Origin of the sequence: Halomonas sp. SpR1 (genome assembly GCF_031010175.1) — a bacterium.
Lineage (GTDB): Bacteria > Pseudomonadota > Gammaproteobacteria > Pseudomonadales > Halomonadaceae > Vreelandella.
Genome location: NZ_JAUAMB010000046.1, coordinates 1 through 25,856, shown reverse-complemented (window position 1 = coordinate 25,856; position 25,856 = coordinate 1). Strand labels below are relative to the sequence as shown.

Annotated in this window: 24 protein-coding genes; 22 read left to right on the top strand and 2 right to left on the bottom strand. The window is 51.3% G+C overall.

Annotated elements, in window-relative coordinates; genetic code table 11:
* Positions 1–363: 363 nt before the first annotated feature.
* The 3 genes from QT231_RS21795 (at position 364) to QT231_RS21785 (ending at position 2,418) form a co-directional block, all read left to right on the top strand.
* A complete protein-coding gene (locus QT231_RS21795) occupies positions 364–1,056 on the top strand; it encodes a glutathione S-transferase family protein (RefSeq protein ID WP_308338893.1) in 693 nt (230 codons plus the stop codon).
* A gap of 134 nt (positions 1,057–1,190) precedes the next feature.
* Positions 1,191–1,880, top strand: a complete 690-nt coding sequence (locus QT231_RS21790) for a glutathione binding-like protein (RefSeq protein WP_308338892.1) — start codon at positions 1,191–1,193, stop codon at positions 1,878–1,880.
* A 181-nt stretch (positions 1,881–2,061) separates the two neighbouring features.
* Entirely contained in the window at positions 2,062–2,418 is a 357-nt protein-coding gene (locus tag QT231_RS21785) for a phasin family protein (protein ID WP_308338891.1), read from the top strand.
* Positions 2,419–2,525: 107 nt separating this feature from the next.
* Here QT231_RS21785 and uraD read toward each other — a convergent pair whose 3' ends face one another.
* A complete protein-coding gene (gene uraD, locus QT231_RS21780) occupies positions 2,526–3,065 on the bottom strand; it encodes a 2-oxo-4-hydroxy-4-carboxy-5-ureidoimidazoline decarboxylase (RefSeq protein WP_308338890.1) in 540 nt (179 codons plus the stop codon).
* Positions 3,066–3,190: 125 nt separating this feature from the next.
* Between uraD and uraH the strand changes: the two genes are divergently transcribed.
* The 3 genes from uraH to QT231_RS21765 are packed head-to-tail and all read left to right on the top strand — an operon-like array spanning position 3,191 to position 5,529.
* Positions 3,191–3,544 carry a hydroxyisourate hydrolase gene (gene uraH, locus QT231_RS21775; RefSeq protein WP_215092211.1) on the top strand — a complete coding sequence of 118 codons (354 nt, stop codon included), beginning with the start codon at positions 3,191–3,193 and terminating at the stop codon, positions 3,542–3,544.
* Positions 3,545–3,555: 11 nt separating this feature from the next.
* The gene (locus tag QT231_RS21770) at positions 3,556–4,758 is read left to right on the top strand and encodes a urate hydroxylase PuuD (protein ID WP_308338889.1); all 1,203 of its coding nucleotides are present in this window, start codon (positions 3,556–3,558) and stop codon (positions 4,756–4,758) included.
* A gap of 18 nt (positions 4,759–4,776) precedes the next feature.
* A complete protein-coding gene (locus QT231_RS21765) occupies positions 4,777–5,529 on the top strand; it encodes a GntR family transcriptional regulator (RefSeq protein WP_308338888.1) in 753 nt (250 codons plus the stop codon).
* 13 nt (positions 5,530–5,542) lie between these two features.
* On the opposite strand, the gene ilvY is transcribed toward QT231_RS21765, so the two are convergent.
* Entirely contained in the window at positions 5,543–6,421 is an 879-nt protein-coding gene (gene ilvY, locus QT231_RS21760) for an HTH-type transcriptional activator IlvY (protein ID WP_215092205.1), read from the bottom strand.
* A 208-nt stretch (positions 6,422–6,629) separates the two neighbouring features.
* Here ilvY and ilvC point away from each other — a divergent pair, with 208 nt between their 5' ends.
* The 16 genes from ilvC (at position 6,630) to QT231_RS21680 (ending at position 25,653) form a co-directional block, all read left to right on the top strand.
* Positions 6,630–8,102, top strand: a complete 1,473-nt coding sequence (gene ilvC / locus QT231_RS21755; RefSeq protein WP_308338887.1) for a ketol-acid reductoisomerase — start codon at positions 6,630–6,632, stop codon at positions 8,100–8,102.
* A 124-nt stretch (positions 8,103–8,226) separates the two neighbouring features.
* Entirely contained in the window at positions 8,227–9,729 is a 1,503-nt protein-coding gene (gene modF / locus QT231_RS21750) for a molybdate ABC transporter ATP-binding protein ModF (RefSeq protein ID WP_308338886.1), read from the top strand.
* 423 nt (positions 9,730–10,152) lie between these two features.
* Positions 10,153–12,147 carry a DUF1963 domain-containing protein gene (locus tag QT231_RS21745; protein ID WP_308338885.1) on the top strand — a complete coding sequence of 665 codons (1,995 nt, stop codon included), beginning with the start codon at positions 10,153–10,155 and terminating at the stop codon, positions 12,145–12,147.
* Between the two features lie 220 nt (positions 12,148–12,367).
* Complete coding sequence (locus QT231_RS21740; protein WP_308338884.1) at positions 12,368–13,012, top strand: imm11 family protein; 645 nt, start codon at positions 12,368–12,370, stop codon at positions 13,010–13,012.
* Positions 13,013–13,221: 209 nt separating this feature from the next.
* Complete coding sequence (locus tag QT231_RS21735) at positions 13,222–13,860, top strand: imm11 family protein (protein WP_308338883.1); 639 nt, start codon at positions 13,222–13,224, stop codon at positions 13,858–13,860.
* 197 nt (positions 13,861–14,057) lie between these two features.
* Positions 14,058–14,699 carry an imm11 family protein gene (locus tag QT231_RS21730; protein WP_308338882.1) on the top strand — a complete coding sequence of 214 codons (642 nt, stop codon included), beginning with the start codon at positions 14,058–14,060 and terminating at the stop codon, positions 14,697–14,699.
* 202 nt (positions 14,700–14,901) lie between these two features.
* Positions 14,902–15,543 (top strand): imm11 family protein, encoded by a 642-nt coding sequence (locus QT231_RS21725; RefSeq protein WP_308338881.1) that lies wholly within the window; start codon positions 14,902–14,904, stop codon positions 15,541–15,543.
* A gap of 198 nt (positions 15,544–15,741) precedes the next feature.
* Complete coding sequence (locus QT231_RS21720; RefSeq protein ID WP_308338880.1) at positions 15,742–16,383, top strand: Imm43 family immunity protein; 642 nt, start codon at positions 15,742–15,744, stop codon at positions 16,381–16,383.
* A 216-nt stretch (positions 16,384–16,599) separates the two neighbouring features.
* Positions 16,600–17,238 carry an imm11 family protein gene (locus QT231_RS21715; protein WP_308338879.1) on the top strand — a complete coding sequence of 213 codons (639 nt, stop codon included), beginning with the start codon at positions 16,600–16,602 and terminating at the stop codon, positions 17,236–17,238.
* Between the two features lie 211 nt (positions 17,239–17,449).
* Positions 17,450–18,091 (top strand): imm11 family protein, encoded by a 642-nt coding sequence (locus tag QT231_RS21710; RefSeq protein ID WP_308338878.1) that lies wholly within the window; start codon positions 17,450–17,452, stop codon positions 18,089–18,091.
* 26 nt (positions 18,092–18,117) lie between these two features.
* Positions 18,118–20,313 carry an AHH domain-containing protein gene (locus QT231_RS21705; RefSeq protein WP_308338877.1) on the top strand — a complete coding sequence of 732 codons (2,196 nt, stop codon included), beginning with the start codon at positions 18,118–18,120 and terminating at the stop codon, positions 20,311–20,313.
* Between the two features lie 72 nt (positions 20,314–20,385).
* On the top strand, positions 20,386–21,024 hold the full coding sequence (locus tag QT231_RS21700) for an imm11 family protein (RefSeq protein ID WP_308338876.1): 639 nt from the start codon (positions 20,386–20,388) through the stop codon (positions 21,022–21,024).
* A 204-nt stretch (positions 21,025–21,228) separates the two neighbouring features.
* Positions 21,229–21,867, top strand: coding sequence for an imm11 family protein (locus QT231_RS21695; protein ID WP_308338875.1), 639 nt, complete (start codon positions 21,229–21,231; stop codon positions 21,865–21,867).
* A gap of 29 nt (positions 21,868–21,896) precedes the next feature.
* A complete protein-coding gene (locus QT231_RS21690) occupies positions 21,897–24,089 on the top strand; it encodes a hypothetical protein (RefSeq protein ID WP_308338874.1) in 2,193 nt (730 codons plus the stop codon).
* Between the two features lie 79 nt (positions 24,090–24,168).
* Positions 24,169–24,807: an imm11 family protein gene (locus QT231_RS21685; protein WP_308338873.1), complete on the top strand. Its 639-nt coding sequence runs from the start codon at positions 24,169–24,171 to the stop codon at positions 24,805–24,807.
* Positions 24,808–25,011: 204 nt separating this feature from the next.
* Entirely contained in the window at positions 25,012–25,653 is a 642-nt protein-coding gene (locus QT231_RS21680; RefSeq protein WP_308338872.1) for an imm11 family protein, read from the top strand.
* Positions 25,654–25,856 lie beyond the last annotated feature (203 nt).

Genomic DNA, 25,856 nt, shown 5'->3' with positions numbered 1-25,856 from the left:
TTGTTATTGATTTGGTATGCTCCGCAATAACCGCCTGGCAGTTGTGCCGCCAGTCGGATGTAGGTGAAAGATACGATTAGGCTAACAATATGACTACATTGGAAAATTGGTCTTACCAGTGTGGCGCTTGCTCTGAATGTCGCTTTATACGCATTATGCTTTTCTAGTGGATTGTTTTTAAAACATTTTTATTCTGGTAGACAGAAGTGCTAGCCAGCGACGCCATTAGACTAATAGACAGTACAGATGCCATTGGAAGGATAAGTACAGAGCTGGCTAGTTGCGTCGTAGCTGGCTTACGCTCATTGTTAGCGGCAGAAGTATTTTTTACTCACTATGCTCAACCACTCGGAGGTTATGACAGTGGCAATGACTCTTTATGATCTGTGCGGCCGGGATGAACGGCTACGCTTCTCACCTTACTGCTGGCGTGTGCGTATGGCGCTTGCCCATAAAGGTCTGGAATTCACCACCGTGGCATGGCGATTCCTCGATAAGAAAGCGCTTGAGTTTGCCGACTACGACAAAGTGCCGGTGCTGTGCGACGGAGATCAGGTGGTGACCGACAGCTTTGAGATCCTGCGCTACCTGGATAAGGCTTATCCCGAGGCACCTGTGCTGGGTGAAGGCGTCAGCTATCAACGGGTATTACTATTCAAATACTTCGTCGAACGCAGCGTGAACCCTGCGCTATTCCGCATTATCGCCATGGATTTATTCGCGGCCGTGCACCCAGACGACCGCGCCTATTTCCGCGAAACCCGTGAGGCGCGGTTTGGCTGCACGCTGGAAGAGTTCCACCAACCCGAACAGGGTAAGCAGCAGCTTAAACAGGCGCTGGCGCCAGTGCGTGACCTGCTGCGGGAAAGCACATTTTTAGATGGTGATTCTCCCAGTGGCTCAGATTACCTGCTGTTTGGCAGTATGATGTGGGCGCACGTGGTATCTACTCAGGCAGTCGTCGAGTCCGGCGACCCGGTAGACGAGTGGTTTAAACGTATGTTGAACATCCACAATGGTGCTGCAAGCAGTGCGCTGACTGTTCGCGATATATAGTGCTTACGTAGTAGTGCTTAGTAGTACTACTTGGTGATAGCACATCGTGGCGGCACAACGATGTGCCGCCTGATGTAATGAGAAAACATTGATAGGCTCGCGAGTGCATCAACGTTTTCCTAAAGGAGATGGCAATGATTGACCTGTACTACTGGACAACACCTAACGGCCATAAAATCTCCATTATGCTCGAAGAAGCCAAGCTGGCGTACCGAGTGAAGCCGATAAACATTGGCCGAGGCGAGCAGTTTGACCCTGAGTTTCTCACTATCGCCCCCAATAACCGCATCCCCGCCATTGTCGACCACGCCCCGCAGGATGGCGGCCAGCCGCTGTCGATGTTTGAGTCGGGCGCGATCCTGGAGTATCTCGCCGATAAGAGCGGGCTCTTTTTGCCTTCAGCAGGGCGCGAACGCTATATCGTATTGCAGTGGCTGCACTGGCAAATGGGCGGGCTAGGGCCGATGGCAGGCCAGAATCACCACTTTTGCCACTATGCGCCGCAAAAGATTGAGTACGCCATTGAACGCTACGTGCGCGAAACCAATCGGCTTTACAGCGTGTTGGATCAACGCTTGGCTCATCACACCTACGTAGGCGGCGATGACTACTCGATTGCTGATATGGCGATCTATCCCTGGATTGTGCCTTGGGAAAAACAGCGTCAATCGTTAGAGGAGTTTCCAGACTTGGAGCGCTGGTTCGATATGATCAAAGCACGCCCTGCGGTGCGTCGAGCTTATGCATTGGTCGAAGAGATTAACCCTCCGGCGGGCGTAGAAATGGATGAGCAGGCGCGTAAGCACTTGTTCGGTAACCGCTAGTAGAGCAAAGGGTTATCAGCCTTTTAACGGACTGGGAGTGAGGCTGCGCAGGATGATGAAAAATCATGTTGCGCTGCACAAAAAGCACTGCTAGCTTTAAGGACAGCAGAGGCAAAAGCCTGGCTAAGAACCGCCTAATCAAGGCGCGTTTATGTGCTAGCTCACTCTTGGAGGTATTACGATGAATAAAGCAACTGATAAGACCAAGCAACAGTTTGAGTCCGTTTTTGTTTCACCGATGCGTTCTTACACGCTAACCGCGCTTGATTATTATGACCAACTGTTCAGCGCTCAGATGGATGCTGCTCGCGCCTACTCGGATATGGCAATTGCGCAGGCGCGCACCTGGCTTGACGTCAAGGATCAAGACAGCTTCAAGAAGGCCATGGAAAGCCAGCAAAAAACCGCGAGTGATTTCATGGAGCGAGTGAAAGGTGACACGGAAAAAGTCACCTCCATCAGCAAAAGCTTTGCTGAAGATAGCCAGAAGCAAGTAGAAGAAACCACTAAGAAAGCGGCAGAGACTGCCAAGCAGTAATTGAGCAGGCCGTCATCGAAAAGTAATACTGCTTAACAGCGCCGCGCCCTCAAGGACGCGGCGTTTTCGTATACAAAATTATTGTTTTATAGTGTGTTGTTTTAAAGCTAGGATTTTGTCGCCCGGTCAATTAAACGAAAGCGCGCAATGCGAATAATTTGCTCAATGGCCGTTTGCCGTTCGGTGGCCGCGTCGTTGTTCAGGCGCTCCTCGAAAGCGGCTAATATGGCATGCCGATCCAGCCCTTTAACGGCAATTACAAAGGGAAAGCCAAATTTCTCCTTGTACGCCGTATTAAGCATCTCAAAGCGCGCAAACTCCTCGGGGCTGCACTGGTCGAGCCCGGCGCCTGCCTGTTCGCTGGTTGAATCTTGAGTGAGTTCACCCGCCATAGCCGCTTTACCCGCCAGGTCAGGATGCGCCTGAATCACCTTGATTTGCTGTTCGCTGCTCGCCTGCTGCAGCATAAGCCCCATAAGCTCGGCCAGCGCGTCCGGAGTATCATGGGCCTCAGTAAGGCCCTGCTGCCAGGCGGCTTCGGCCACCCAGGGCGAATGTTCATACACATCCCCATAGTGATGGATAAGCATTTCCAGGCTGCACTTACTAGGCGCGGGTGAAAGCAGTAACGGATTAGATGTGGGCACTGAAACTTCTCCAAAGAGTAAGGCTAGTTAAAGCCTACTATGCTGGATTTGGTGTATACAATAAATAGCATCAAAGGTACTCTTTGACCAATCGGTCAATCAATGTGGCAACTTGAGGAGTGGCTATGGGACGTTTAACCACCCACGTACTGGATACCGCCAAAGGCCAGCCCGGCCATGGTATTACCATTGAGGTGTTTCGCCTTTCAGGCAGCGAACGCCAGCATCTAACCACAGTAACCACCAACAGCGACGGACGTTGCGATGCGCCCATTTTAGACGGTGATGCGTTTACAGCAGGCGAGTACGAACTGGTGTTCCATGCTGGTGACTATCTGCGTGCCCAGGGCGTTGAAGCGGCTGAACCACGCTTTTTAGACGTTATCCCGCTGCGCTTTGGCGTCGCTGATGCCAGCCAGCATTATCATGTGCCGTTGCTCCTCTCTCCTTACGGCTATTCCACCTATCGCGGTAGCTAAGAGGGCTAGGTATGCAGGCTTATATTATTGATTTTGTTAACTTGCTGCTGCGCTGGCTGCATGTGATTGCGGCTATCGCCTGGATCGGCGAGTCGATCTATTTTGTCATGCTGGATAATAGCCTGCGCTCGCCGAAGGCTGCAGAAGACCGCGAGAAGGGCGTATTTGGCGAAATGTGGTCGGTGCATGGCGGTGGTTTTTACCACAATCAAAAGTACGCCACGGCGCCTGCCAAACTACCTAATGATCTGCACTGGTCTTTCTGGAAAGCCTATACCACCTGGCTTTCCGGCTTTGCGCTGTTCGTTATTCTCTATATGGTCAATCCAGGCTTCTATCTGGTAAATCCCAATAGTCCCTGGCAGTGGGCCGCCAATATGACGGGCTGGCAGGCCAACCTGCTGGCGCTGGCCTTTTTGCTGGGCGGCTGGGTGGTTTACAACGAGCTGTGTAAGCGCATTAGCCCCAATATGGATCGCGACGGCCTGCTCAGCATCGCAGTTGCCGTAATGATGATCGTGGTAGCCTACCTAAGTACACAAATGTTCACCGGCCGCGCCGCCTTCCTGCTCACTGGGGCCGTCATGGCGACTGCGATGTCGGCTAACGTCTTCTTCTGGATTATTCCTGGCCAGCGCCGCATGGTAAAAGCCATGAAAGCCGGTGATGCGCCCAACCCGCTGGATGGCAAACGCGGTAAGCAGCGCTCGGTGCATAACACCTACTTCACGCTGCCGGTCGTTTTGCTAATGGTGAGTAATCACTACTCGTTTATCTACTCCCATGAGCTCGCCTGGGTCGTCATGGTGCTGTTTATCTTTGCCGGTGCTTTGATACGGCAGTTCTTTGTCCTGATGCATGCAGGCAAAACCCAGCCCGCCTATCCCGCCGTTGGGGTAGGGCTTATTCTGTTGGCGTTTTGGGTCGCTGCGCCGAGTGCGTTGTCGCCTAGTGGTAATGAAGGCGTGGATGGGCCGCCCGACCAGGCGCAAATCACTGCTTTGATTGAGCAGCACTGTGTTCAATGCCACGCTCGCAACCCGGAACATGCCGGTTTCTCTGCGCCGCCTGCAGGGTTTGCGTTTGAAAACTGGGATGAGATTCTGGGCCAGAAGACGCAAATTCAGCAGGTCGTGGCCAGCCGCTATATGCCGTTAGGCAATATGACCAACATGAGCGATGAAGAGCGCGATATCATTGCCGCTTGGGAGTAGTGATCAGAGAGGCTAGCTATGAGTGATGCGCAGGCGCCGGAAAATCGGCGCGCTTCTGCCAAAGTGGGCAAAGAAAGCAAAGAAGGTAAAGACAGCAAAGAGGGCGACGAGCGCCACGAGGCGATCTATCGCGCCGTGAGCGATGCGATTGTTGAGCAGCGCCTGAAACCCGGCGCACGGCTGCGCGAAGATGCGCTGGCAGAGGTGTTCGGCATTAGTCGCACCGGCATCCGTAAAATCTTGCAGCGCTTGGCGCTAGAGCAGCTAGTCACCCTAACGCCACGCCGTGGTGCCAGCGTCACTCGACCCACCGCCGACGAAGCTAAAGACGTGTTCGATGCCCGCCAGTTAATCGAGTGCGGGTTAATGCCCGATGTGGCGCGGCGCATGGGCGAAAAAGAAGCCGCGGAGCTGCGCGAAATGGCCAAGCGTGAACGTCAAGCGCTGCGCAGCGGTCAACAGAGCGTCGCCATTCGGCTGTCGGCAGATTTTCATGTGCGTCTAGCCCAGCTCTCAGGCAACGCCACCCTGGCAGAGTTTGTCGAACGGCTTTGCTCGCGCTCATCGCTGATTCTTGCCGTCTACGGCCATCGCGGCCACCTGGGCTGCGAATCCCACGACCACGACGATCTAATCGGCTACCTGGAAGCAGGCAATGGCGAACGTGCCAAAGCTTTTATGAGCCGCCACCTAAAAGCCATCGAAGCCTCGCTCTCCATGGTCGAAGAAGAAGAGAACGTTCCGGATCTGCAGCAGATATTTGGTGGGTAAGGGCGGTTGTCGCTTACATTAAGCTCCAAAACGCCTCGACCAGTGGGTTTTTTAGGTTCTTCTTTAAGGTAAACAAACCAATATCGTAGGGTTCAAGCCCCGGTGTCACGTCGAGCACGCGAATGCGATCCACCAAGGGGCTGTTGTCGAGGACGATTTTTGGCACCACGCCAATCCCAAACCCCAGGCTCACCATGCTCACAATCGCCTCATTACCCGTGACCTGCGCATAGATGCGCGGGGAGATGTCCTGCTGGCGAAACCATTCATCCACGCGGGCTCTAGAGACACCGCTTTCCGATAGAATCATGGGAATGTTCGCCCACTCTTCCGGTGTGGTGGGCGTGTGGGTAGGCACGTTCGGCACTTGCTGCTCAATCGGCGCAATAAACAGCAACGGCGACGTAGCGATCGACTTAAATGCCAGGCCCCGGGGTAAGTTGGCCGGCTGAGCCGCAATGCTAAGCTCCTCTTTACCGTCCAGAACATGGGCAATAGCGTGTTCTGGATCACCCGTGCGCAGCTTGATTTCAATCACCGGATAAGCAATACGAAAGCGGCGCAGCAGCTCGTGCAAAAAGCTGTAGCTGGCAGTCACGGAGCCATACAAGCTGATTTCACCGCTCAATTGGTCAGGATTGTCGGTTAATTCATGACGAATCAAATGCCATTGGCTACTGGCATCGCGGGCGTACTTGAGAAATTTTTGCCCTGCTTGGGTCAGTACCACGGTACGGTTGTCGCGATTAAACAGCGACACGCCCAGCTCGTCTTCTAAATGACGGATGTTGCGCGACAAAGCAGAGATGCTGATATAGCACTCATCGCTAGCACGCCCGAAATGCAGTGTTTCTGCCAGGGCGAGGAACTGTTTTAACGTTTTAAAATTCATAAATGCCATACTAATTGAGTTTTGCAAAAAAAGGGACATGCTGTTGCAAATATATCAATTTAAGAAATAGTCGTTTTTGGTTAGATTGACCTTACTCACATAACGCTAGGTTTCGCATCTAGCGGCTATGTCACTCTTTTAAGTACCGGTTTTAGCATCGATGTGCCTTACATCGATGTTGTGCTCATAACATATTAGGATGCTAACGATGGCTAACTACTTCAATACGCTGCCGCTCCGTGAGCAATTAGCTCAGCTCGCTAAGTGTCGCTTTATGTACAGCTCTGAGTTTGCCGATGGCGTAGAAGCGCTTAAAGGCAAAAAAATGGTCGTGATCGGCTGTGGTGCCCAAGGCCTTAACCAAGGTTTGAACCTACGCGACAGCGGCTTAGACGTCGCTTACGCATTGCGTCCTGATGCCATTGAACAAAAGCGCCAGTCGTGGAAAAACGCCACCGAGAATGGTTTCGTGGTAGGCACTTACGAAGAGCTAATCCCCACGGCAGACGTGGTTTTGAACCTGACGCCCGATAAACAGCACACTGCTGTTGTAACGGCGGTAATGCCGATGATGAAAGAGGGCGCCTGCCTATCCTACTCTCACGGTTTCAACATCGTGGAAGAGGGCATGAAGATCCGTGAGGACTTAACCGTCATCATGGTGGCGCCTAAGTGCCCGGGTTCCGAAGTGCGTGCTGAATACGTGCGTGGTTTCGGCGTTCCTACCTTGATAGCTGTTCACGAAGCCAATGACCCCAAAGGCGAAGGCCTTGCCCTGGCAAAAGCCTACGCGGTGGGTACTGGCGGCCACAAAGCCGGTGTATTGATGTCTTCGTTCATCGCAGAAGTTAAATCCGACCTGATGGGTGAGCAAACGATCCTTTGCGGCATGCTGCAAACTGGTTCTATCCTCTGCTTCGACAAGATGATCGAAGAAGGCATCGAGCCTGGCTACGCCTCTAAGCTGATCCAATACGGCTGGGAAAACGTCACGGAAGCACTGAAGTACGGCGGCGTGACTAACATGCTGGATCGTCTCTCTAACCCAGCGAAGATCAAAGCCTTTGATCTAGCTGAAGAGCTAAAAGACATCATGCGTCCGCTCTACAACAAGCACCAAGACGACATCATGAGCGGCCACTTCTCTAAAACAATGATGGAAGACTGGGCGAACGATGACGTTAACCTGCACAAATGGCGTGCAGAAACAGCGGAAACCAACTTCGAGAAAACCCCGGCTGGCGACGTAGAAATCACTGAACAGGAATATTTCGACAACGGCATCTTGATGGTGGCGATGGTTAAAGCGGGCGTTGAGCTTGCTTTCGAAACCATGACGGCGGCTGGCATCATCGCCGAGTCTGCGTACTATGAGTCGCTCCACGAAACGCCGCTGATCGCCAACACCATCGCGCGTAAGAAGTTGTATGAGATGAACGCGACTATCTCCGACACAGCGGAATACGGTTGCTACCTCTACAACCACGCCTGTGTGCCGCTGTTGGCTGACTTTATGAAAGGCATCAAATCCGACGTTATCGGTAAAGGCCTGGATCTAGACGACAACGGCGTTGATAACGCGCGTTTAATCGAAGTTAACGATGCGCTGCGTGCGCACCCGGTTGAAGCCGTTGGCTCAGTGCTGCGTGGCCACATGGCTGATATGAAGAAAATCGTTTAATCGGCTGATTAAATGATAGACCGCTAAGTCGTCTAAAAAGCCGAGATATCGTCACGATATTCTCGGCTTTTTTGTCTCATTGCATGCGAACACTGACTTTTACCCAACAATAAGGAACACATTGATGGAGCCTTCAAGCCGCTTAGCGCGTATTCAGCTAAACAAAGCGACAATCAGTTTTGATGATCGCTTCACCCTAAGCGAGATTGATTGGATCATCGAACCCCACCAACACTGGGTCATCACGGGCACCAATGGCTCAGGCAAGTCGGCCCTGGCGGCGGCGCTTGCGGGCGTTGGCAAAATTGAAGCGGGCACGGTTCAAGGCTTGCCCCAAAACGTTGGGTTGGTCTCTTTCGAAGCGCAAGCTGCGCTTATCGCCAAAGAGTTAAAAAAAGACGATGCCGATATCATGGATGTTATTTCACTCGGCACACCCGTCAGTGAAATGATTTTCGAGCAGTGCCAAGACCCTGAACTCGCCAGCGTACTGGTCGAAAAGTTCGGGCTGACAAAACTCCTCGACCGCGCCTTTCGTAAACTCTCCACCGGCGAAACCCGCAAAGTCATGCTGATTCGCGCGCTGGCGAGCAAGCCGGACTTGCTTATTTTAGACGAGCCGTTTGATGGTTTGGACGTCGACACCCTCGCCATGCTGCAAGCCCATCTCGCTTCCATCATCGACACCGTTCCCATGGTGATGGTGCTGAACCGCTTTGATGAGATGCCAGACTTCATTACCCATGTGGCTTATCTAGATAAGGAACGTGGGGATAAAGAGCGCTTGGAGAAAAAGAGAGGAGATAAGAAACGGGGGGATAGCGGGCGGTTAGTGCTCACGGTAGACCGACAGGACGAGGCCGCTTTCAATGAGCTCTACCAATTGCTGCATTTAAAAACCACCGACCTAAGCGTGCCCGAGGCCGACCCAGCCAGCAAATTACCCGCTCTCGACCCCAGCCAGCCGTTAGTGAAGCTCAAGCAAGCGACGATCCAGTACGGGGATACCGTGATTGTCGATAAGTTGGATTGGACGATAGAGCAGGGCCAGCACTGGCAGCTGAGTGGCCCCAACGGTAGCGGCAAAACCTGCGTTTTATCGTTGATCACTGGCGACCATCCGCAGTGCTACACCAACGATATTTTCGTGTTTGGCTTCCAGCGCGGTAACGGTGAAAGTATTTGGCAGATCAAACAGTTTATCGGCTATGTCTCCACCGCCCTGCAGTGGGAATATCGCGTCAGCACCAGCTGTAAAAACGTGATTATTTCCGGCTTCTACGACAGCATCGGCATGTACACAAAAGCCACCGATAACCAGAAGCACATTGCCGACCAATGGCTCGAACTACTGGGCATGAAAGACCGCGCCGATCAGCCCTATAACAAACTCTCTTACGGCGACCAGCGTCTGCTACTCATCGCCCGCGCCATGGTGAAACACCCGCCGCTATTGATTTTAGACGAGCCCTGCCTGGGCCTAGACGATATGAACCGCCAGCTGGTTCTCGCCCTTATCGAGAAAATTTGTGCAGGCAAAAAAACTACGGTGCTCTACGTCAATCACCACACGGAAGATAAGATAAAGGAAATAGACAATCATTTGGCGCTGGAGAAGAATCACTAGTAGGAGGTAAAGGTCGTCTAACTTGCTAACTGCTTCACGCTTCTTGGCGGCCCCGAAGTAATCAACGGCGAGCGGTCTAAAGCAATAAGGAGACACCATCTAGAAGCCACCAAGTTTCGCTCTCCATGGTCGAAGAGGTAGAGAACTTACGGGCTCTGCAGCAGATGTTTGGGGTCTATAGGTGTTTAGGATCGCAAAAATAAGACCGCTTAATGAGAGGGAAGTGCAAAAGAATTCTAGTGATTCCCAGAGTATTTATACACATCACTCAAGCATTGGTGTAGCAAGAAAAAGTGCATTCAATCGCTCGTGACGATTAAATATTATTGTAAGTTACTTTTAGTTACAAAAGTGGATGGCATCATCTGTAGAAATAGTGGTATTTTTGAATTTCAAAAATCTACTTAAGTATTATTAACTGCGATGATTAATGAAACAGAACTTGCTAGAGACTACGCCGAAGGCATCGAAAGCTTTAAAAAGTGCCACACACTAGGTGGTTCGTTCGCTGGCTGCCGCTTTGTAATGCCTTTTGCCATAGGTTATGCCAGGCAGCTAACGGTAGATCAATGGCCTGCCTTCAACGAGCTGACTGAAGAAGAAAAATTTGCAGCAGGGATGATTCACCGCATACTCGCATCGCACGATTTTATGGGGGAGTATCCACGCCTGATGCCTCTACTCGTGGCCTTCGAGTATGAAATCAGGAGATTGCTCGCCTCTCCACTTAAACGTTCCCTGTTGCAGAGAAAGCTGACCCAGGAGTCATGGGATAGGGTTTCTCACACCGTTTACCACGCTTCCAATCTCGTTAGCGAAATTAAAAAAGAAGGAATTCCTGTCGCGAGCAGTGAGGTCGAAACTGATAGTAAAGGTATTCTTGTTTACCGGCGCCCGCGCCAGGTCGGCGATGATTGGTTTGGCGCTCGAAGCTGGTTCGGGGGTGCTCCTCGGCTGGGGGATCTAACATGGCCGAGAAGCGCTGAGGGGTACCCGCTTCATTTCGTTGCCCAGTTTGATCTTGCCGAAATAGCCGCTGAGTGTGGCCAAACTGAATTGCCCTGCGAGGGCTCGCTGGCCTTCTTTACAGGCCGAGCAAGCGATGAAGAATGTGCGGTTATCGAGATACCGCCTGGGGTGGCAGAGGATTTCAGCGAAGTACCCGAAGGGCGGTTACCTTTCGATGAGGTTGGCTTGGAAAAACCGGGGATGAACGACCTGCTTCCCTTCTGGCCAGTAGGTTTCATGCCTTATGAAACGGATTCGGGCAAGAGAGATAGCGCTTGTCGCGAAGAATTGGCTAAGCATAATGAACCGCAGTTTGAGCGCCGGTCATTCACCCTCTCGGCCGCGACGATTTTAAAGGGTTTAGACGTTCCTCACTGGTACCAGATCGCTTTTCATTACCGCGATTCTCTGCTCAACAATAAGAGGCGGATTCCAGCACGAATTGCAGAAATCCAACAGCAGATAGCAAGCATCCAAGAGGCAGAGCAAAAACCTGACGCCCGCAAGATCCGCTTTGGTGCGGACGTCAATTATCATACGAAGCGTATCGAGGCTATCCATCGGTTACAGCCAGCATTCGACCGCCATCTAGCCGAGGTGAATGCGCTTTGTGAAGCGCGGGCACCCTGGTCGTTGATGCCAGAAGACGAGTGGCAGCGTCTTGACGCGCTTTGGCGCAAAACGCCTGAGTTTTATCCGATAACGGAATACAGCGATAGCAAGGTGAGCGCCGATCTATCTCTGTCGGAGGATATGCTCCGAAAGCTGCCTAAGGCGGATGATCCATCCTATCGAGAGTTACCCGCAGAAGTGCGCGATTTTATTGAACATCGCCAGAGGCCGCGCCCACAGTGGTGGTACAGCGCTTATTTGATTGAGGATGCGATCAAGCACATTGACGAAGAAGATGAGCCTTTGCCTCCAGCATTTGAGGCTTTTCGTGCGGAAGTCTCCCTTTGGGTAGCCGACCACGACCCATGGCAGCAAATGGATGAGGACGATGCTGAGCGGCTAGCCATGATTCACCGGCGCTGTCATGACGAGTTCAGGAAAATTGTAAGTTATAGAGTTCCCTATAGTTTTGGTGCCCTAGAAACCATTACGTTGCGACTAATGCTTGCGGGTGAAGACAGTGTTTATGCGCGTCTTCCCGAAGAAGCGAGAGCCCGGGTCAATCGCCATTATTTGCTGCCAATCAGAAGTAACCATCAAATGTTTGGCATTCCGCTTGAGATGCAGAGTAATGCAAGAGAGGAGAATTATGATCGTCATCTTCTACTGCAATTGACGGATGATGATGTCAACTTCTTTTATCTTAATGGGTCTGGTACCTACCAATTTTGGATTTCTCCTGCTGAACTGAAAAAACGTAAATGTGAAGCCGTCAATATCACTTTTGAGTGTGATTAATTTGAAAGAATAGGCTCAACTAGCATTAGAAAGAGGGTCAGGCGGTTGCCTGGGCCTCTTTTTTTCAGCGTTATTGAATAAGGGCTAAGCCCTTCTACTAAAGAGTGAGTTCATGCGATGACGTGCTGTATAGCAGAGAGGGAGTAAGTGATCGGTGAATAAATGCTAAAGAGGCGACTCTGTACCTAACGAATGAACGGCTAACTACTGGAGAAACACCATGAGCTACAGAACCCTCGATGCCCGCGTATGGGCGACCAACTGCCTGACCGATGGCGAACTGATTTATGCCTTCGTGAAAGACAATGTCCTGGAAGATGAAGAAAGAGCCATCGATACAATGGAGCGCGCTTTGCGTGGAGAGGCTTTGCCAACAGACAGTTATCCTAAAGAAGCTTACGTGAAGTCAGAATACCACCATTATAAGAAACTGCCGGACATTTTCAGTGCCGGTGGTTTGTGGGTAGTTTCTGGGCGCTTTGCCGAGGTGCTGCGCCGTTTTGAGCTGGGCCAAACGGGGTTATATCCAGTCAAACTGTTTCACCATGACCGCAAAACGCCGTTCGAAGGCGAGTACTTCACTCTAGCCTTCGGCGAGACCAAGGATACCTTTGTGCCGGAAGAGTCGCCTAAGGTCAGGAAAATTCCTTTTACTAAAAAAGATCTCTGGGGACTAAAACATTCGGATAATGAATATGGCTTGGCTTTTGAAGGAAGGGTTATGCAAGGGGCTGATTTGTGGATGGAGAAAAAATTGCGGCATGTTTTCTTTTTAAGTGACCGCTTGGTAGAGGCGCTAAAAGCCGAAAAACTGACCAAACCATTGAAGCCCTATCGCTGTCGCGTCGTTTCCAATCTGCACTAATTCAATTTTCTAAAAGGGGGTAGGGGTATGGCCGGGGGTATTAAGCATCTTTTTCAGATTCATCACTGTTTGATGAGAGAGCTGCCTAGTCAGCTTGTGAACGCGCCGCCGAGAGCGTAACCGTCAGCGTCACTGCAATGGCCAGACACTGACGCCTACGTTTTGGGCTAAACAAACGCAACACCAACAACCAACGCAGGAGAAACACCATGAGTTACAGAACTCTTGATGCCCGGATCTGGGCCACCAACTGCCTGACCGATCCGCGACTTATGTATGGCTTTGACAATAACTTGCACCAAGATGATCAGGAACTAATAGAAACATTCAAACATTTGGAGCGGGGTAAGCCGCAACCCGCTGAGCGTTTCCCCAGCGAAATTTATATCGCGAGTCAATACCTGGAAGTGAAAAAGGTGCCCGATATTTTCATGGGCGGGGGGGGCTGGGTAGTTTCCGGGCGCTTTGCCGAGGTGCTGCGTCGTTTTGAACTGGGCCAAACGGGGTTGTATCCGGTCAAGCTGTTTCACCATGACCGCAAAACCCCGTTCGAAGGCGAGTACTTTATGCTGGCCTTCGGCGAGACCAAGGATACTTTTGTTCCGGAGGAGTCGCCCAAAATAAGAAATATTTTTATGAGTAAAGATATTTGGGGGCCAAGGAATTCAGACAATGAAGATAGTTTGGCGCTGAGTAGCGAGGTTATTCAAGGTGTTGATTTATGGATGGAAAAGAAAATGGTGGATGTGTTTTTTTTAAGTGACCGCTTGGTAGAGGCGCTAAACGCCGAAAAACTGACCAAGCCATTGAAGCCCTATCGCTGTCGCGTCGTTTCCAATCTGCACTAATTCAATCTTTTAAAGGGGAGTAGGGGTATGGCCAGGGGTATAAAACATCTTTTTCAGATTCATCACTGGTTGATGAAAGAGCTGCCAAACCAGCTTTTGAAAGCACCACGGAGAGCGTAACCGTCAGCGTCGATGGCCAGATGCTGACGCCTACGTTTTTGGTTTAACTAACGCAACACCAACACAGGAGAAACACCATGAGCTACAGAACCCTCGATGCACGCGTCTGGGCCACCAACTGCCTGACCGATGCGGAACTGATTTATGCCTTCGATTCGGATAATTATTTAGAAGATGAAGATACTGCTTTTGATGCCATGAAGCGCGCCAATCGGGGCGAGGCACTACCGGCGGAACGTTTTCCGAAAGAAATGTATGTTGCGGGACGTTATTACAAGTTCAAGAAAGTGCCGGATATCTTCAAGGGCGGCGGTTTCTGGGTTGTATCAGCCCGCTTCGCCGAGGTGCTGCGCCGTTTTGAGCTGGGTCAAACGGGGCTTTATCCGGTCAAGCTGTTTCATCATGACCGCAAAACGCCGTTCGAAGGCGAGTACTTTGTCCTGGCTTTTGGCGAGACCAAAGATACCTTTGTTCCGGAGGAGTCGCCCAAAATAACAAATATTTTTATGAGTAAAGATATTTGGGGGCCAAGGAGCTCAGACAATGATAATAGCTTGGCGCTGAGTAGTGGGGTTCTGCAAGGCGTTGATTTATGGATGGAAAAAAAAGTAGCGCATGCGTTTTTTCTAAGTGACCGCTTGGCAGAGGCGCTAAAAGCCGAAAAACTGACCAAACCATTGAAGCCCTATCGCTGTCGCGTCGTTTCCAATCTGCACTAATTCAATCTTTTAAAAGGGAGTAGGGAGATGGCCGGGGGTATAAAACATCTTTTTCAGATTCATCACTGTTTGATGAGAGAACTGCCCAATCAGCTTGTGAACGTGCCGCCGAGAGCGTAACCGTCAGCGTCGATGCAATGGCCAAACGCTGACGCCTACGTTTTGGGCTAAACGAACGCAACACCAACACAGGAGAAACACCATGAGCTATAGAACCCTTGATGCCCGCGTCTGGGCCACCAACTGCCTGACCGATGGCGAACTGATTTATGGTTTTAGATCCGATAAAAGTCTGGAGGACGAGGAGAGCGCGGCGGATACCATGAACCGTGCAGAGCGTGGAGAACCGCAACCGGCCGATTGCTTTCCGAAGGAGATGTATGTTGCCAGTGAATACGAAAAAATAAAAACAGTGCCGGATATATTTACCAGTGGATTCTGGGTGGTATCAGCTCGTTTCGCCGAGGTACTGCGTCGTTTTGAACTGGGCCAAACGGGGCTGTACCCGGTCAAGCTGTTTCACCATGACCGCAAAACGCCGTTCGAAGGCGAGTGCTTCGTCCTGGCTTTTGGTGAGGCCAAGGATACTTTTGTGCCGGAGGAGTCGCCTAAGGTCAGGAAAATTCCTTTTACTAAAAAAGATCTCTGGGGGCCAAAACATTCGGATAATGAATATGGCTTGGCTTTTGAAGAAAGGGTTATACAAGGGGCTGATCTGTGGATGGAGAAAAAATTGCGGCATGTTTTCTTTTTAAGTGACCGCTTGGTAGAGGCACTAAAAGCCGAAAAACTGACCAAGCCATTGAAGCCCTATCGCTGTCGCGTCGTTTCCAATCTGTACTAATTCAAGCTTTTAAAAGGGGAGTAGGGGGATGGCCGGGGGTATAAAGCATCGTTTTCAGGTTCATCACTGGTTGATGAAAGAGCTGCCAAACCAGCTTTTGAAAGCACCACGGAGAGCGTAACCGTCAGCGTCGATGGCCAGATGCTGACGCCTACGTTTTTGGTTTAACTAACGCAACACCAACACAGGAGAAACACCATGAGCTACAGAACTCTGGATGCCCGCGTCTGGGCCACTAACTGCCTGACCGATCCGCGACTGATTTATAGCTTCAAAAATAACTTGCTGCAAGACAAGCAGGAACTAATAGAAACAATAGATCATTTGGAGCGGGGAGAGCCGCAACCCGCTGACCGTTTCCCCAGCGAAATGTATATCGCGAGTCAGTACGTGGAAGTTAAAAAGGTACCCGATATTTTCAAGGGCGGGGGGGGCTGGGTAGTTTCCGGGCGCTTTGCCGAGGTACTGCGCCGTTTTGAGCTGGGCCAAACGGGGTTATATCCAGTCAAGCTGTTTCACCATGACCGCAAAACGCCGTTCGAAGGCGAGTACTTCGTCCTGGCCTTTGGCGAGACCAAGGATACTTTTGTGCCGGAAGAGTCGTCCGAAGCCAGCAAAGCCCCTTTTACTAAAAAGGATATTTGGAAGCCAAGTTTGGGGCGCGAAAATGATGGTTTGGCGCTGAACAGTGGAGCTCTTAAGGGTGTTGATTTATGGATGGAGACAAAAATGCGCAAAGTTTTCTTTTTAAGTGACCGCTTGGTAGAGGCGCTAAAAGCCGAAAAACTATCACAAAAACTGCGGCCTTATCGCTGTCGTATCGTTTCCAATCTGCACTAATTCAATCTTTTAAAAGGGAGTCGGGGGATGGCCGACGGTATAAAGCATCTTCTTCAGATTCATCACTGGTTGATGAAAGAGCTGCCCAATCAGCTTTTGAAAGCGCCACCGAAAGCGTAACCGTCAATGTCTCTTAACTGCGATTTAAAGGGACACTGACGCCTACGTTTTGGGCTAAACGAACGCAACACCAACAACCAACACAGGAGAAGCACCATGAGCTACAGAACCCTCGATGCCCGCGTCTGGGCCACTAACTGCCTGATTGATTCGCGACTGATTTATAGCTTCAAAAATAACTTGCTGCAAGACAAGCAGGAACTAATAGAAACAATAGATCATTTGGAGCGGGGAGAGCCGCAACCCGCTGACTGTTTCCCCAGCGAAATGTATATCGCGAGTCAGTACGTGGAAGTTAAAAAGGTACCCGATATTTTCAAGGGCGGAGGGGGCTGGGTAGTTTCCGGGCGCTTTGCCGAGGTGCTGCGCCGTTTTGAGCTGGGCCAAACGGGGCTGTATCCGGTCAAGCTGTTTCATCATGACCGCAAAACGCCGTTCGAAGGCGAATACTTTACTCTGGCTTTTGGTGAAACAAAGGATACTTTTTTGCCGGAGGAGTCACCCAAAATAAGGAACATTTTTATGAGTAAAGATATTTGGGGGCCAAGGAATTCAGACAATGAAGATAGTTTGGCGCTGAGTAGCGAGGTTCTTCAAGGTGTTGATTTATGGATGGAAAAAAAAGTGGCGCATGTGTTTTTTCTAAGTGACCGCTTGGTAGAGGCACTAAAAGCCGAAAAACTGACCAAGCCATTGAAGCCCTATCGCTGTCGCGTCGTTTCCAATCTGCACTAATTCAAGCTTTTAAAAGGGAGTAGGGGTATGGCCGGGGGTATAAAGCATCTTTATTCAGGTTCATCACTGGTTGATGAAAGAGCTGCCAAATCAGCTTTTGAAAGCACCACGGAGAGCGTAACCGTCAATGTCTCGTAACTGCTTTTAGCAAAGGACATTGATGCCTACGTTTTGGGCTAAACGAATGCAACACCAACACAGGAGAAACACCATGAGCTACCGAACCCTTGATGCCCGCGTCTGGGCCACCAACTGCTTGACTGATGGCGAACTGATTTATGCTTTTGATCCAGATAATTATTTAACGGACGAAGACAACGCGGTCGATGCCATGAAGCGAGCCAAACTTGGCGAGCCGTTACCGGCGGATCGCTTTCCGAAAGAGATGTATGTGACTAGTAGCTATCAGCGGTTCAAAAAGGTGCCAGACATCTTCTGTGCTGGGTTCTGGGTCGTCTCGTCTCGTTTCGCCGAGGTGCTGCGCCGTTTTGAGCTGGGCCAAACGGAGCTTCATCCAGTCAAGCTATTCCAACACGACCGCAAAACGCCGTTCGAAGGCGAGTACTTCGTCCTGGCTTTTGGTGAGACCAAAGATACCTTTGTGCCGGAGGAGTCGCCAGAGGCCCGTCAAGCGCCTTTTACGAAAGGTGATATTTGGAAGCCAAGTTTGGGGCGCGAAAATGACGGCCTGGCTCTGAGTAATGAATCTCTGCAAGGTGTTGATTTGTGGATGGAAAAAAGAATGCGCAAAGTTTTCTTTTTAAGTGATCGCTTGTTAGAGGCGCTTAAAGCCGAAAAACTATCACAAAAACTGCGGCCTTACCGCTGTCGCGTCGTTTCCAACCAAGACTAATTTCATTTTTAAAAGGGGGTAGGGGTATGGCAAAGGGTATAAAGCATCTTTTTCAGATTCATCATATTCTACCGAATCAGCTTTTTAATAACCCCGAGACTCGCTCGGGATTACAAAAACTGTTTGGCGACGACTATCTTAATCTCCGCGACAGCATGGAGAATAAGACCGCTCTATATCGCGATGCAGCGCAGGCCGAGACGATCAAGCAATCGCTGCTAAGTGGCGATAATTTCTATCGCGACATCGGCATTGGTGGTAGTTATCACGAGGGCGGGCACCCAGGGTATAACGAATTTGTTATTGATAGTTTGGGCGACGTTTTATCCAGTGAAAGTGGCCTCACCCAAGAACAGCAGAAAGTAGCCTTTTTCGATCTGGCGCGCTTTGTCAGCCAGGTCTCCGAGGGTACAGCTACTTTTGATGGCAAACCCTTGTCCTTGGCCGGGGGCGACGCTAATGCAAAAATCTTAGAAAAAGCCTGGGCTGAAAAGCAACTCGACTACACCGCCCCCGATGTGCTGACTCAGGACGGCCTGGGTGACTTTATCGAGCATTTTGAGGAGGCGGATATTACCGATAAAGGCACGGATGGCCAGGTCAACACCGAACACCGCTTGATGGTCACTGAGAAACAAACCAAAGCGTTTTACGAGTTGGGTGTGATCAGTGAAGAAACTTACCACGCGTATCTTAACAAGCTGGCGGATATCCGAAAGAGCATCGAGTCCTCAGGCCCTGCGAAGGGTAAGGGGGGTGACATTTCCGATATCTTCTATAAGAACAGCTACGATAAGGCAAAAGCTGACGGCCAACCTTTGACGGCAGAAGAGACAGTCAGGCGTGAGTCGGGCATCAATAACGACGGCCAGCCGCTCGCTCAAACGCTGCACACGGAGAACGGCCCTACTCAGGTATCGATGGCGGCTGCCCCGGGGGTGGCGATGGAACTCGAACAGCGGCACCTGCAGTTGCCAGAGGCCTTTACCGCGCTAGACCAGGAAATCCGCCTCAGCCTTGAAAAATCACTGGTGGGCGTCGGCGGCGGTATCGTCGGCGATGCCGGTGAGTTCCTTAATCACTCTTACGATAGCCTCAAGCACGGCCTGGATACCGGCGACTGGCAGCCGATGCGCCAGGATGTCGAGACGTTCGGTGCCTCTATTGTACTGAGTGCATTTATGGTCGTCGGTACGACGGTATTGGCCGGTGTTGTGGGCGGGCCGGGCGCTGCGGCCTGGGTGGCGAATGGATGGGCTGTTTATGGGATCGTTGATGGGCTGAATAATATCAGCGAGCTGATCGACAAGGTCATTGATGATGTGTCGTACTGGGTGGATATGCTCTCCGACGGCTTTATGTCCTGGCTTAAGGGCGAGTTCGGTTATGCCAGCAAGGTCGTTTCGCCCTTAGTGTTGGATCTGGACGGCGATGGGGTGGAAACCATTGCCCTCGCCGATGGGGCCTATTTTGACCACGACGGCAATGGTTTCGCTGAAAAGAGCGGCTGGGTCAGCCCGGACGATGGTCTGCTGGTATGGGACAAAAACGGTGATGGCAAGATCAGCGACGGCAGCGAACTGTTTGGCAACCACTCGCTCGGGAAAGATGGCGAGAAAGCAGAACATGGCTTTGCCTCCCTGGCTGTACTCGACACCAACGACGATGGGGTTGTCGATGCGCAAGATGCAGATTTCGCGAGCCTGCAAGTGTGGCAGGACAAAAACGGCGATGGTCGTGTGCAAGCAGGGGAACTGCGCTCCCTGGCAGACGCCGGGGTGGCCTCGCTCAGTATTGCGTTTGATTCCGCGTCAGAAACGGATGAGGCCGGCAATCTGCATTTGCAGCTTGGTAGCTTTACCCGCACTGACGGCAGCGACGCTGCGCTGACCGATGTCTGGTTTCAGCACGATTTGATGGATACCCGCGATGGCACGCCCCCACCAAACGACGAGGCGGTCACCATCGGCCCCGGCCTGGTGGGCTACGGCAACGTGCACGATTTGCACACCGCGGTAGCGCTAGACGAAAGCGGCCGGTTAGGCGAATTGATCGAACAGTTTGGCGCAGAACAGGATATTGCCCGCCGCCACATCATCATTGATGAGCTGCTATTCGTTTGGACGGGGGCCAACGCACACGCTGCCGATAGTCGAGGGCGGTATATCGAGGATGCCAGAAAGCTGTATGCCACCAAAAACGTAACCGTCAATGTCTCTTAACGGAGATTTAAAGGGACACTGACGCCTACGTTTTGGACTAAACGAACGCAACACCAACACAGGAGAAACACCATGAGCTACAGAACCCTCGATGCCCGCGTATGGGCCACCAACTGCCTGACCGATCCGCGACTTATGTATGGCTTTGACAATAACTTGCAGCAAGATGATCAGGAACTAATAGAAACATTCAAACATTTGGAGCGGGGTAAGCCGCAACCCGCTGAGCGTTTTCCCAGTGAAATTTATATCGCGAGTCAATACCTGGAAGTGAAAAAGGTGCCCGATATTTTCATGGGGGGTGGGGGCTGGGTGGTTTCCGGGCGCTTTGCCGAGGTACTGCGCCGTTTTGAGCTGGGCCAAACAGGGTTGTATCCGGTCAAGCTGTTTCATCATGACCGCAAAACGCCGTTCGAAGGCGAGTACTTTATGCTGGCCTTCGGCGAGACCAAGGATACCTTTGTGCCGGAGGAGTCCCCCAAAATAAGGAACATTTTTATGAGTAAGGATATTTGGGGGCCAAGGAATTCAGACAATGAAGATAGTTTGGCGCTGAGTAGCGAGGTTCTTCAAGGTGTTGATTTATGGATGGAAAAAAAAGTAGCGCATGTGTTTTTTCTAAGTGACCGCTTGGTAGAGGCGCTAAAAGCCGAAAAACTGACTAAGCCATTGAAACCGTATCGCTGTCGCGTCGTTTCCAATCTGCACTAATTCAATCTTTTAAAAGGGAGTAGGGGTATGGCCGACGGTATAAAGCATCTTTTTCAGATTCATCACTGGTTGATGAAAGAGCTGCCCAATCAGCTTTTGAAAGCGCCACCGAAAGCGTAACCGTCAGCGTCGATGGCCATACGCTGACGCCTACGTTTTGGGCTAAATAAACGCAACACCAACAACCAACACAGGAGAAGCACCATGAGCTACAGAACCCTCGATGCCCGCGTCTGGGCGACCAACTGCCTGACTGATGCGGAACTGATTTATAGCTTCAAGAATAACTTGATGCAAGACAAGCAGAAACTAATAGAAACAATAGATCATTTGGAGCGGGGAGAGCCGCAAACCGCTGAGCGTTTTCCCAGTGAAATGTATATAGCGAGTCAATACCTGGAAGTGAAAAAGGTGCCCGATATTTTCATGGGGGGGGGGGGCTGGGTAGTTTCCGGGCGCTTTGCCGAGGTGCTGCGTCGTTTTGAACTGGGCCAAACAGGGCTGTATCCGGTCAAGCTGTTTCACCATGACCGCAAAACGCCGTTCGAAGGCGAGTACTTTATGCTGGCCTTCGGCGAGACCAAAGATACCTTTGTCCCGGAAGAGTCGCCCAAAGCCAGAAAAATTCCTTTTACTAAAAAGGATCTCTGGGGGCCAAGGCATTCGGATAATGAAGACAGCTTGGCTTTTGAAATAAACGTTCTGGATGGCGTTGATTTGTGGATGGAAAAAAAAATGCGGAAAGTTTTCTTTTTAAGTGACTCTTTGTTTCAAGCACTAGAGGCTGAAAATCTTTCAAACGTGCTTGATCCCTACCGCTGCCGAGTGATCGAACTCGTTTAACCAACATGACATTAAAGGGGAGTAGGGATATGGCCGGGGACAATAAGCATCTTTTTCAGATTCATCATATTTTGCCACTTCAGCTCTTTGCTCCAGAAACGGGGTTGAAAGACAAGTTGGATATACTCTTTAAAAAAGAGACCTTTGATTTTCGCGATAGTCAGGCCAACAAGATCGCACTGTATCGCGATATGACGCAAGCCGAGACGATCAAGCAATCGCTGCTAAGTGGCGACAACTTCTATCGTGATATTGGCATTGGTGGTAGTTATCATGAAGGCGGGCACAAAGGGTATAACAACTTTCTTATCGATAGTTTGGGCGAAATCTTATCCAGTGAAAGTGACCTCACTCAAGAGCAACAGAAAGTAGCCTTTTTCGACTTGGCGCGCTTTGCCAGCCAGGTCTCCGAGGGCACGGCCACCTTTGATGGCAAGCCCTTATCCTTGGCAGGGGGCAAGGACAATACCGAGATACTTAAAGATGCCTGGGCAGCCAAGCGTCTCGACTACACCGCCCCCGATGTACTGACCCAGGACGGTCTGGGTGACTTTATCGAGCATTTTGAGGAGGCGGATATTACCGATAAAGGCACGGATGGCCAGGTCAACACCGAACACCGCTTGATGGTCACTGAGAAACAAACCAAAGCGTTTTACGAGTTGGGTGTGATCAGTGAAGAAACTTACCACGCGTATCTTAACAAGCTGGCGGATATCCGAAAGAGCATCGAGTCCTCAGGCCCTGCGAAGGGTAAGGGGGGTGACATTTCCGATATCTTCTATAAGAACAGCTACGATAAGGCAAAAGCTGACGGCCAACCTTTGACGGCAGAAGAGACAGTCAGGCGTGAGTCGGGCATCAATAACGACGGCCAGCCGCTCGCTCAAACGCTGCACACGGAGAACGGCCCTACTCAGGTATCGATGGCGGCTGCCCCGGGGCTGGCGATGGAACTCGAACAGCGGCACCTGCAGTTGCCAGAGGCCTTTACCGCGCTGGATCAGGAAATCCGCCTCAGCCTTGAAAAATCACTGGTGGGCGTCGGCGGTGGTATCGTCGGCGATGCCGGTGAGTTCCTTAATCACTCCTACGATAGCCTCAAACACGGACTGGATACCGGCGACTGGCAGCCGATGCGCCAGGATGTCGAGATGTTCGGGGCGTCTATTGTACTGAGTGCATTTATGGTCGTCGGCACAACGGTATTGGCCGGTGTTGTGGGCGGGCCGGGCGCTGCGGCCTTGGTGGCGAATGGATGGGCTGTTTATGGGATCGCCGATGGGCTGAATAATATCAGCGAGCTGATCGGCAAGGTCGTTCATGATGCGCCTTACTGGGTGGATATGCTCTCCGACGGCTTTATGTCCTGGCTTAAGGGCGAGTTTGGTTATGCCAGCAAAGTCGTCTCGCCCCTGGTGTTGGATCTGGACGGCGATGGCGTGGAAACCATTGCCCTTGCCGATGGGGCCTATTTTGACCACGACGGCAATGGTTTCGCTGAAAAGAGCGGCTGGGTCAGCCCGGACGATGGTCTGCTGGTATGGGACAAAAACGGTGATGGCAAGATCAGCGACGGCAGCGAGCTGTTTGGCAACCACTCGCTCGGGAAAGATGGCGAGAAAGCGGAACATGGCTTTGCCTCCCTGGCCGTACTCGACACCAACGACGATGGGGTTGTCGATGCGCAAGATGCAGATTTCGCGAGCCTACAGGTATGGCAGGACAAAAACGGCGATGGTCGTGTGCAGGCAGGGGAGCTGCGCTCCCTGGCAGACGCCGGGGTGGCCTCGCTCAGTATTGCGTTTGATTCCGCGTCAGAAACGGATGAGGCCGGTAATCTGCATTTGCAGCTTGGTAGCTTTACCCGCACTGACGGCAGCGACGCTGCGCTGACCGATGTCTGGTTTCAGCACGATTTGATGGATACCCGCGATGGCACGCCCCCACCGAGCGACGATACGGTCGGCCCCGGCCTGGTGGGTTACGGCAACGTGCACGATTTGCACACCGCGGTAGCGCTAGACGAAAGCGGCCGGTTAGGCGAATTGATCGAACAGTTTGGCGCAGAACAGGATATTGCCCGCCGCCACGCCCTCGTTGATGAGCTGCTATTCGCGTGGACGGGGGCCAACGCACACGCTGCCGATAGTCGAGGGCGGTATATCGAGGATGCCAGAAAGCTGTATGCCACCAAAAACGTAACCGTCAATGTCTCTTAACGGAGATTTAAAGGGACACTGACGCCTACGTTTTGGACTAAACGAACGCAACACCAACAACCAACACAGGAGAAGCACCATGAGCTACAGAACCCTTGATGCCCGCGTCTGGGCTACCAACTGCCTGACCGATGGCGAACTGATTTATGGTTTTAGATCCGATAAAAGTCTGGAGGACGAAGAGCGCGCGGCGGATACCATGAACCGTGCAGAGTGTGGAGAACCGCAACCGGCCGATTGCTTTCCGAAGGAGATGTATGTCGCCAGTGAATACGAAAAAATAAAAACAGTGCCGGATATATTTACCAGTGGATTCTGGGTGGTATCAGCCCGTTTCGCCGAGGTGCTGCGCCGTTTTGAACTGGGTCAAACGGGGCTGTATCCGGTCAAGCTGTTTCATTATGACCGTAAGACGCCATTCGAAGGCGAGTACTTTACTCTGGCTTTTGGCGAGGCCAAGGATACCTTTGTGCCGGAGGAGTCGCCGGAGGCAGATACCGTCTTTATGAGGAAGGATGTATGGCAAGCAAAGCGTGCAAATAATAAAGACAGCCTAGCCTTTGATAAATCTGTTTTAAACGGCGTTGATTTGTGGATGGAAAAAAAAATCATGCATTCATTTTTTATGAGTGATCGCTTGGAAGAGGCGCTTAAAGCCGAAAAACTAACACAAAAACTGCGACCTTATCGCTGTCGTGTCGTTTCCAATCTGCACTAATTTAATCTTTTAAAGGGGAGTAGGGGCATGGCCGACGGTATAAAGCATCTTTTTCAGATTCATCACTGTTTGATGAGAGAGCTGCCTAGTCAGCTTGTGAACGCGCCACCGAAAGCGTAACCGTCAGCGTCGATGGCTAGATGCTGACGCCTACGCTTTGGGCTAAATGAACGCAACACCAACAACCAACACAGGAGAAACACCATGAGCTACAGAACCCTTGATGCCCGCGTCTGGGCCACCAACTGCCTGACCGATGGCGAACTGATTTATGGTTTTAGATCCGATAAAAGTCTGGAGGACGAAGAGCGCGCGGCGGATACCATGAACCGTGCAGAGCGTGGAGAACCGCAACCGGCCGATTGCTTTCCGAAGGAGATGTATGTTGCCAGTGAATACGAAAAAATAAAAACAGTGCCGGATATATTTACCAGTGGATTCTGGGTGGTATCAGCCCGGTTCGCCGAGGTGCTGCGTCGTTTTGAGCTGGGCCAGACAGAGCTGTATCCGGTCAAGCTGTTCCACCACGACCGCAAAACGCCGTTTGAAGGCGAGTACTTCACTCTGGCCTTCGGCGAGACCAAGGATACCTTTGTACCGGAGGAATCACCGAAAGCCAATAAAATCCCTTTTACAAAAAGTGATCTTTGGGGGCCGAAATATTCAGACAATGAAGATAGTTTGGCGCTGAGTAGTGAAGTTTTGCAAGGGGCTGATTTATGGATGGAAAAAAAAATGCGCAAAGTTTTCTTTCTCAGTGACCGCTTGGTAGAGGCGCTAAACGCCGAAAAACTGACTAAGCCATTGAAGCCCTATCGCTGTCGCGTCGTTTCCAATCTGCACTAATTCAATCTTTTAAAAGGGAGTAGGGGTATGGCCGGGGGTATAAAGCATCTTTTTCAGATTCATCACTGTTTAATGCGAGATGTAGTGGTTCAATAAAACCGGACACCAACGTAGGTGGTAATATTGCCACCATAAACGAGGTGTCTGATGACCAAGAAACGACGTACTTTTTCGCCTGAATTTAAGCAGGAAGCTGCCAGCCT

Coding starts and splice junctions, on each gene's coding strand:
- QT231_RS21690 (WP_308338874.1), top strand. CDS start 21,897: ATGGCCGGGGACAATAAGCATCTTTTTCAGATTCATCATATTTTGCCA.
- QT231_RS21700 (WP_308338876.1), top strand. CDS start 20,386: ATGAGCTACAGAACCCTCGATGCCCGCGTATGGGCCACCAACTGCCTG.
- QT231_RS21710 (WP_308338878.1), top strand. CDS start 17,450: ATGAGCTACCGAACCCTTGATGCCCGCGTCTGGGCCACCAACTGCTTG.
- QT231_RS21740 (WP_308338884.1), top strand. CDS start 12,368: ATGAGCTACAGAACCCTCGATGCCCGCGTATGGGCGACCAACTGCCTG.
- QT231_RS21695 (WP_308338875.1), top strand. CDS start 21,229: ATGAGCTACAGAACCCTCGATGCCCGCGTCTGGGCGACCAACTGCCTG.
- ilvY (WP_215092205.1), bottom strand. CDS start 6,421: ATGAATTTTAAAACGTTAAAACAGTTCCTCGCCCTGGCAGAAACACTG.
- ilvC (WP_308338887.1), top strand. CDS start 6,630: ATGGCTAACTACTTCAATACGCTGCCGCTCCGTGAGCAATTAGCTCAG.
- QT231_RS21715 (WP_308338879.1), top strand. CDS start 16,600: ATGAGCTACAGAACCCTCGATGCCCGCGTCTGGGCCACTAACTGCCTG.
- modF (WP_308338886.1), top strand. CDS start 8,227: ATGGAGCCTTCAAGCCGCTTAGCGCGTATTCAGCTAAACAAAGCGACA.
- QT231_RS21770 (WP_308338889.1), top strand. CDS start 3,556: ATGCAGGCTTATATTATTGATTTTGTTAACTTGCTGCTGCGCTGGCTG.
- QT231_RS21745 (WP_308338885.1), top strand. CDS start 10,153: ATGATTAATGAAACAGAACTTGCTAGAGACTACGCCGAAGGCATCGAA.
- QT231_RS21680 (WP_308338872.1), top strand. CDS start 25,012: ATGAGCTACAGAACCCTTGATGCCCGCGTCTGGGCCACCAACTGCCTG.
- QT231_RS21705 (WP_308338877.1), top strand. CDS start 18,118: ATGGCAAAGGGTATAAAGCATCTTTTTCAGATTCATCATATTCTACCG.
- QT231_RS21735 (WP_308338883.1), top strand. CDS start 13,222: ATGAGTTACAGAACTCTTGATGCCCGGATCTGGGCCACCAACTGCCTG.
- QT231_RS21685 (WP_308338873.1), top strand. CDS start 24,169: ATGAGCTACAGAACCCTTGATGCCCGCGTCTGGGCTACCAACTGCCTG.
- QT231_RS21725 (WP_308338881.1), top strand. CDS start 14,902: ATGAGCTATAGAACCCTTGATGCCCGCGTCTGGGCCACCAACTGCCTG.
- QT231_RS21785 (WP_308338891.1), top strand. CDS start 2,062: ATGAATAAAGCAACTGATAAGACCAAGCAACAGTTTGAGTCCGTTTTT.
- QT231_RS21765 (WP_308338888.1), top strand. CDS start 4,777: ATGAGTGATGCGCAGGCGCCGGAAAATCGGCGCGCTTCTGCCAAAGTG.
- QT231_RS21790 (WP_308338892.1), top strand. CDS start 1,191: ATGATTGACCTGTACTACTGGACAACACCTAACGGCCATAAAATCTCC.
- uraH (WP_215092211.1), top strand. CDS start 3,191: ATGGGACGTTTAACCACCCACGTACTGGATACCGCCAAAGGCCAGCCC.
- QT231_RS21730 (WP_308338882.1), top strand. CDS start 14,058: ATGAGCTACAGAACCCTCGATGCACGCGTCTGGGCCACCAACTGCCTG.
- QT231_RS21720 (WP_308338880.1), top strand. CDS start 15,742: ATGAGCTACAGAACTCTGGATGCCCGCGTCTGGGCCACTAACTGCCTG.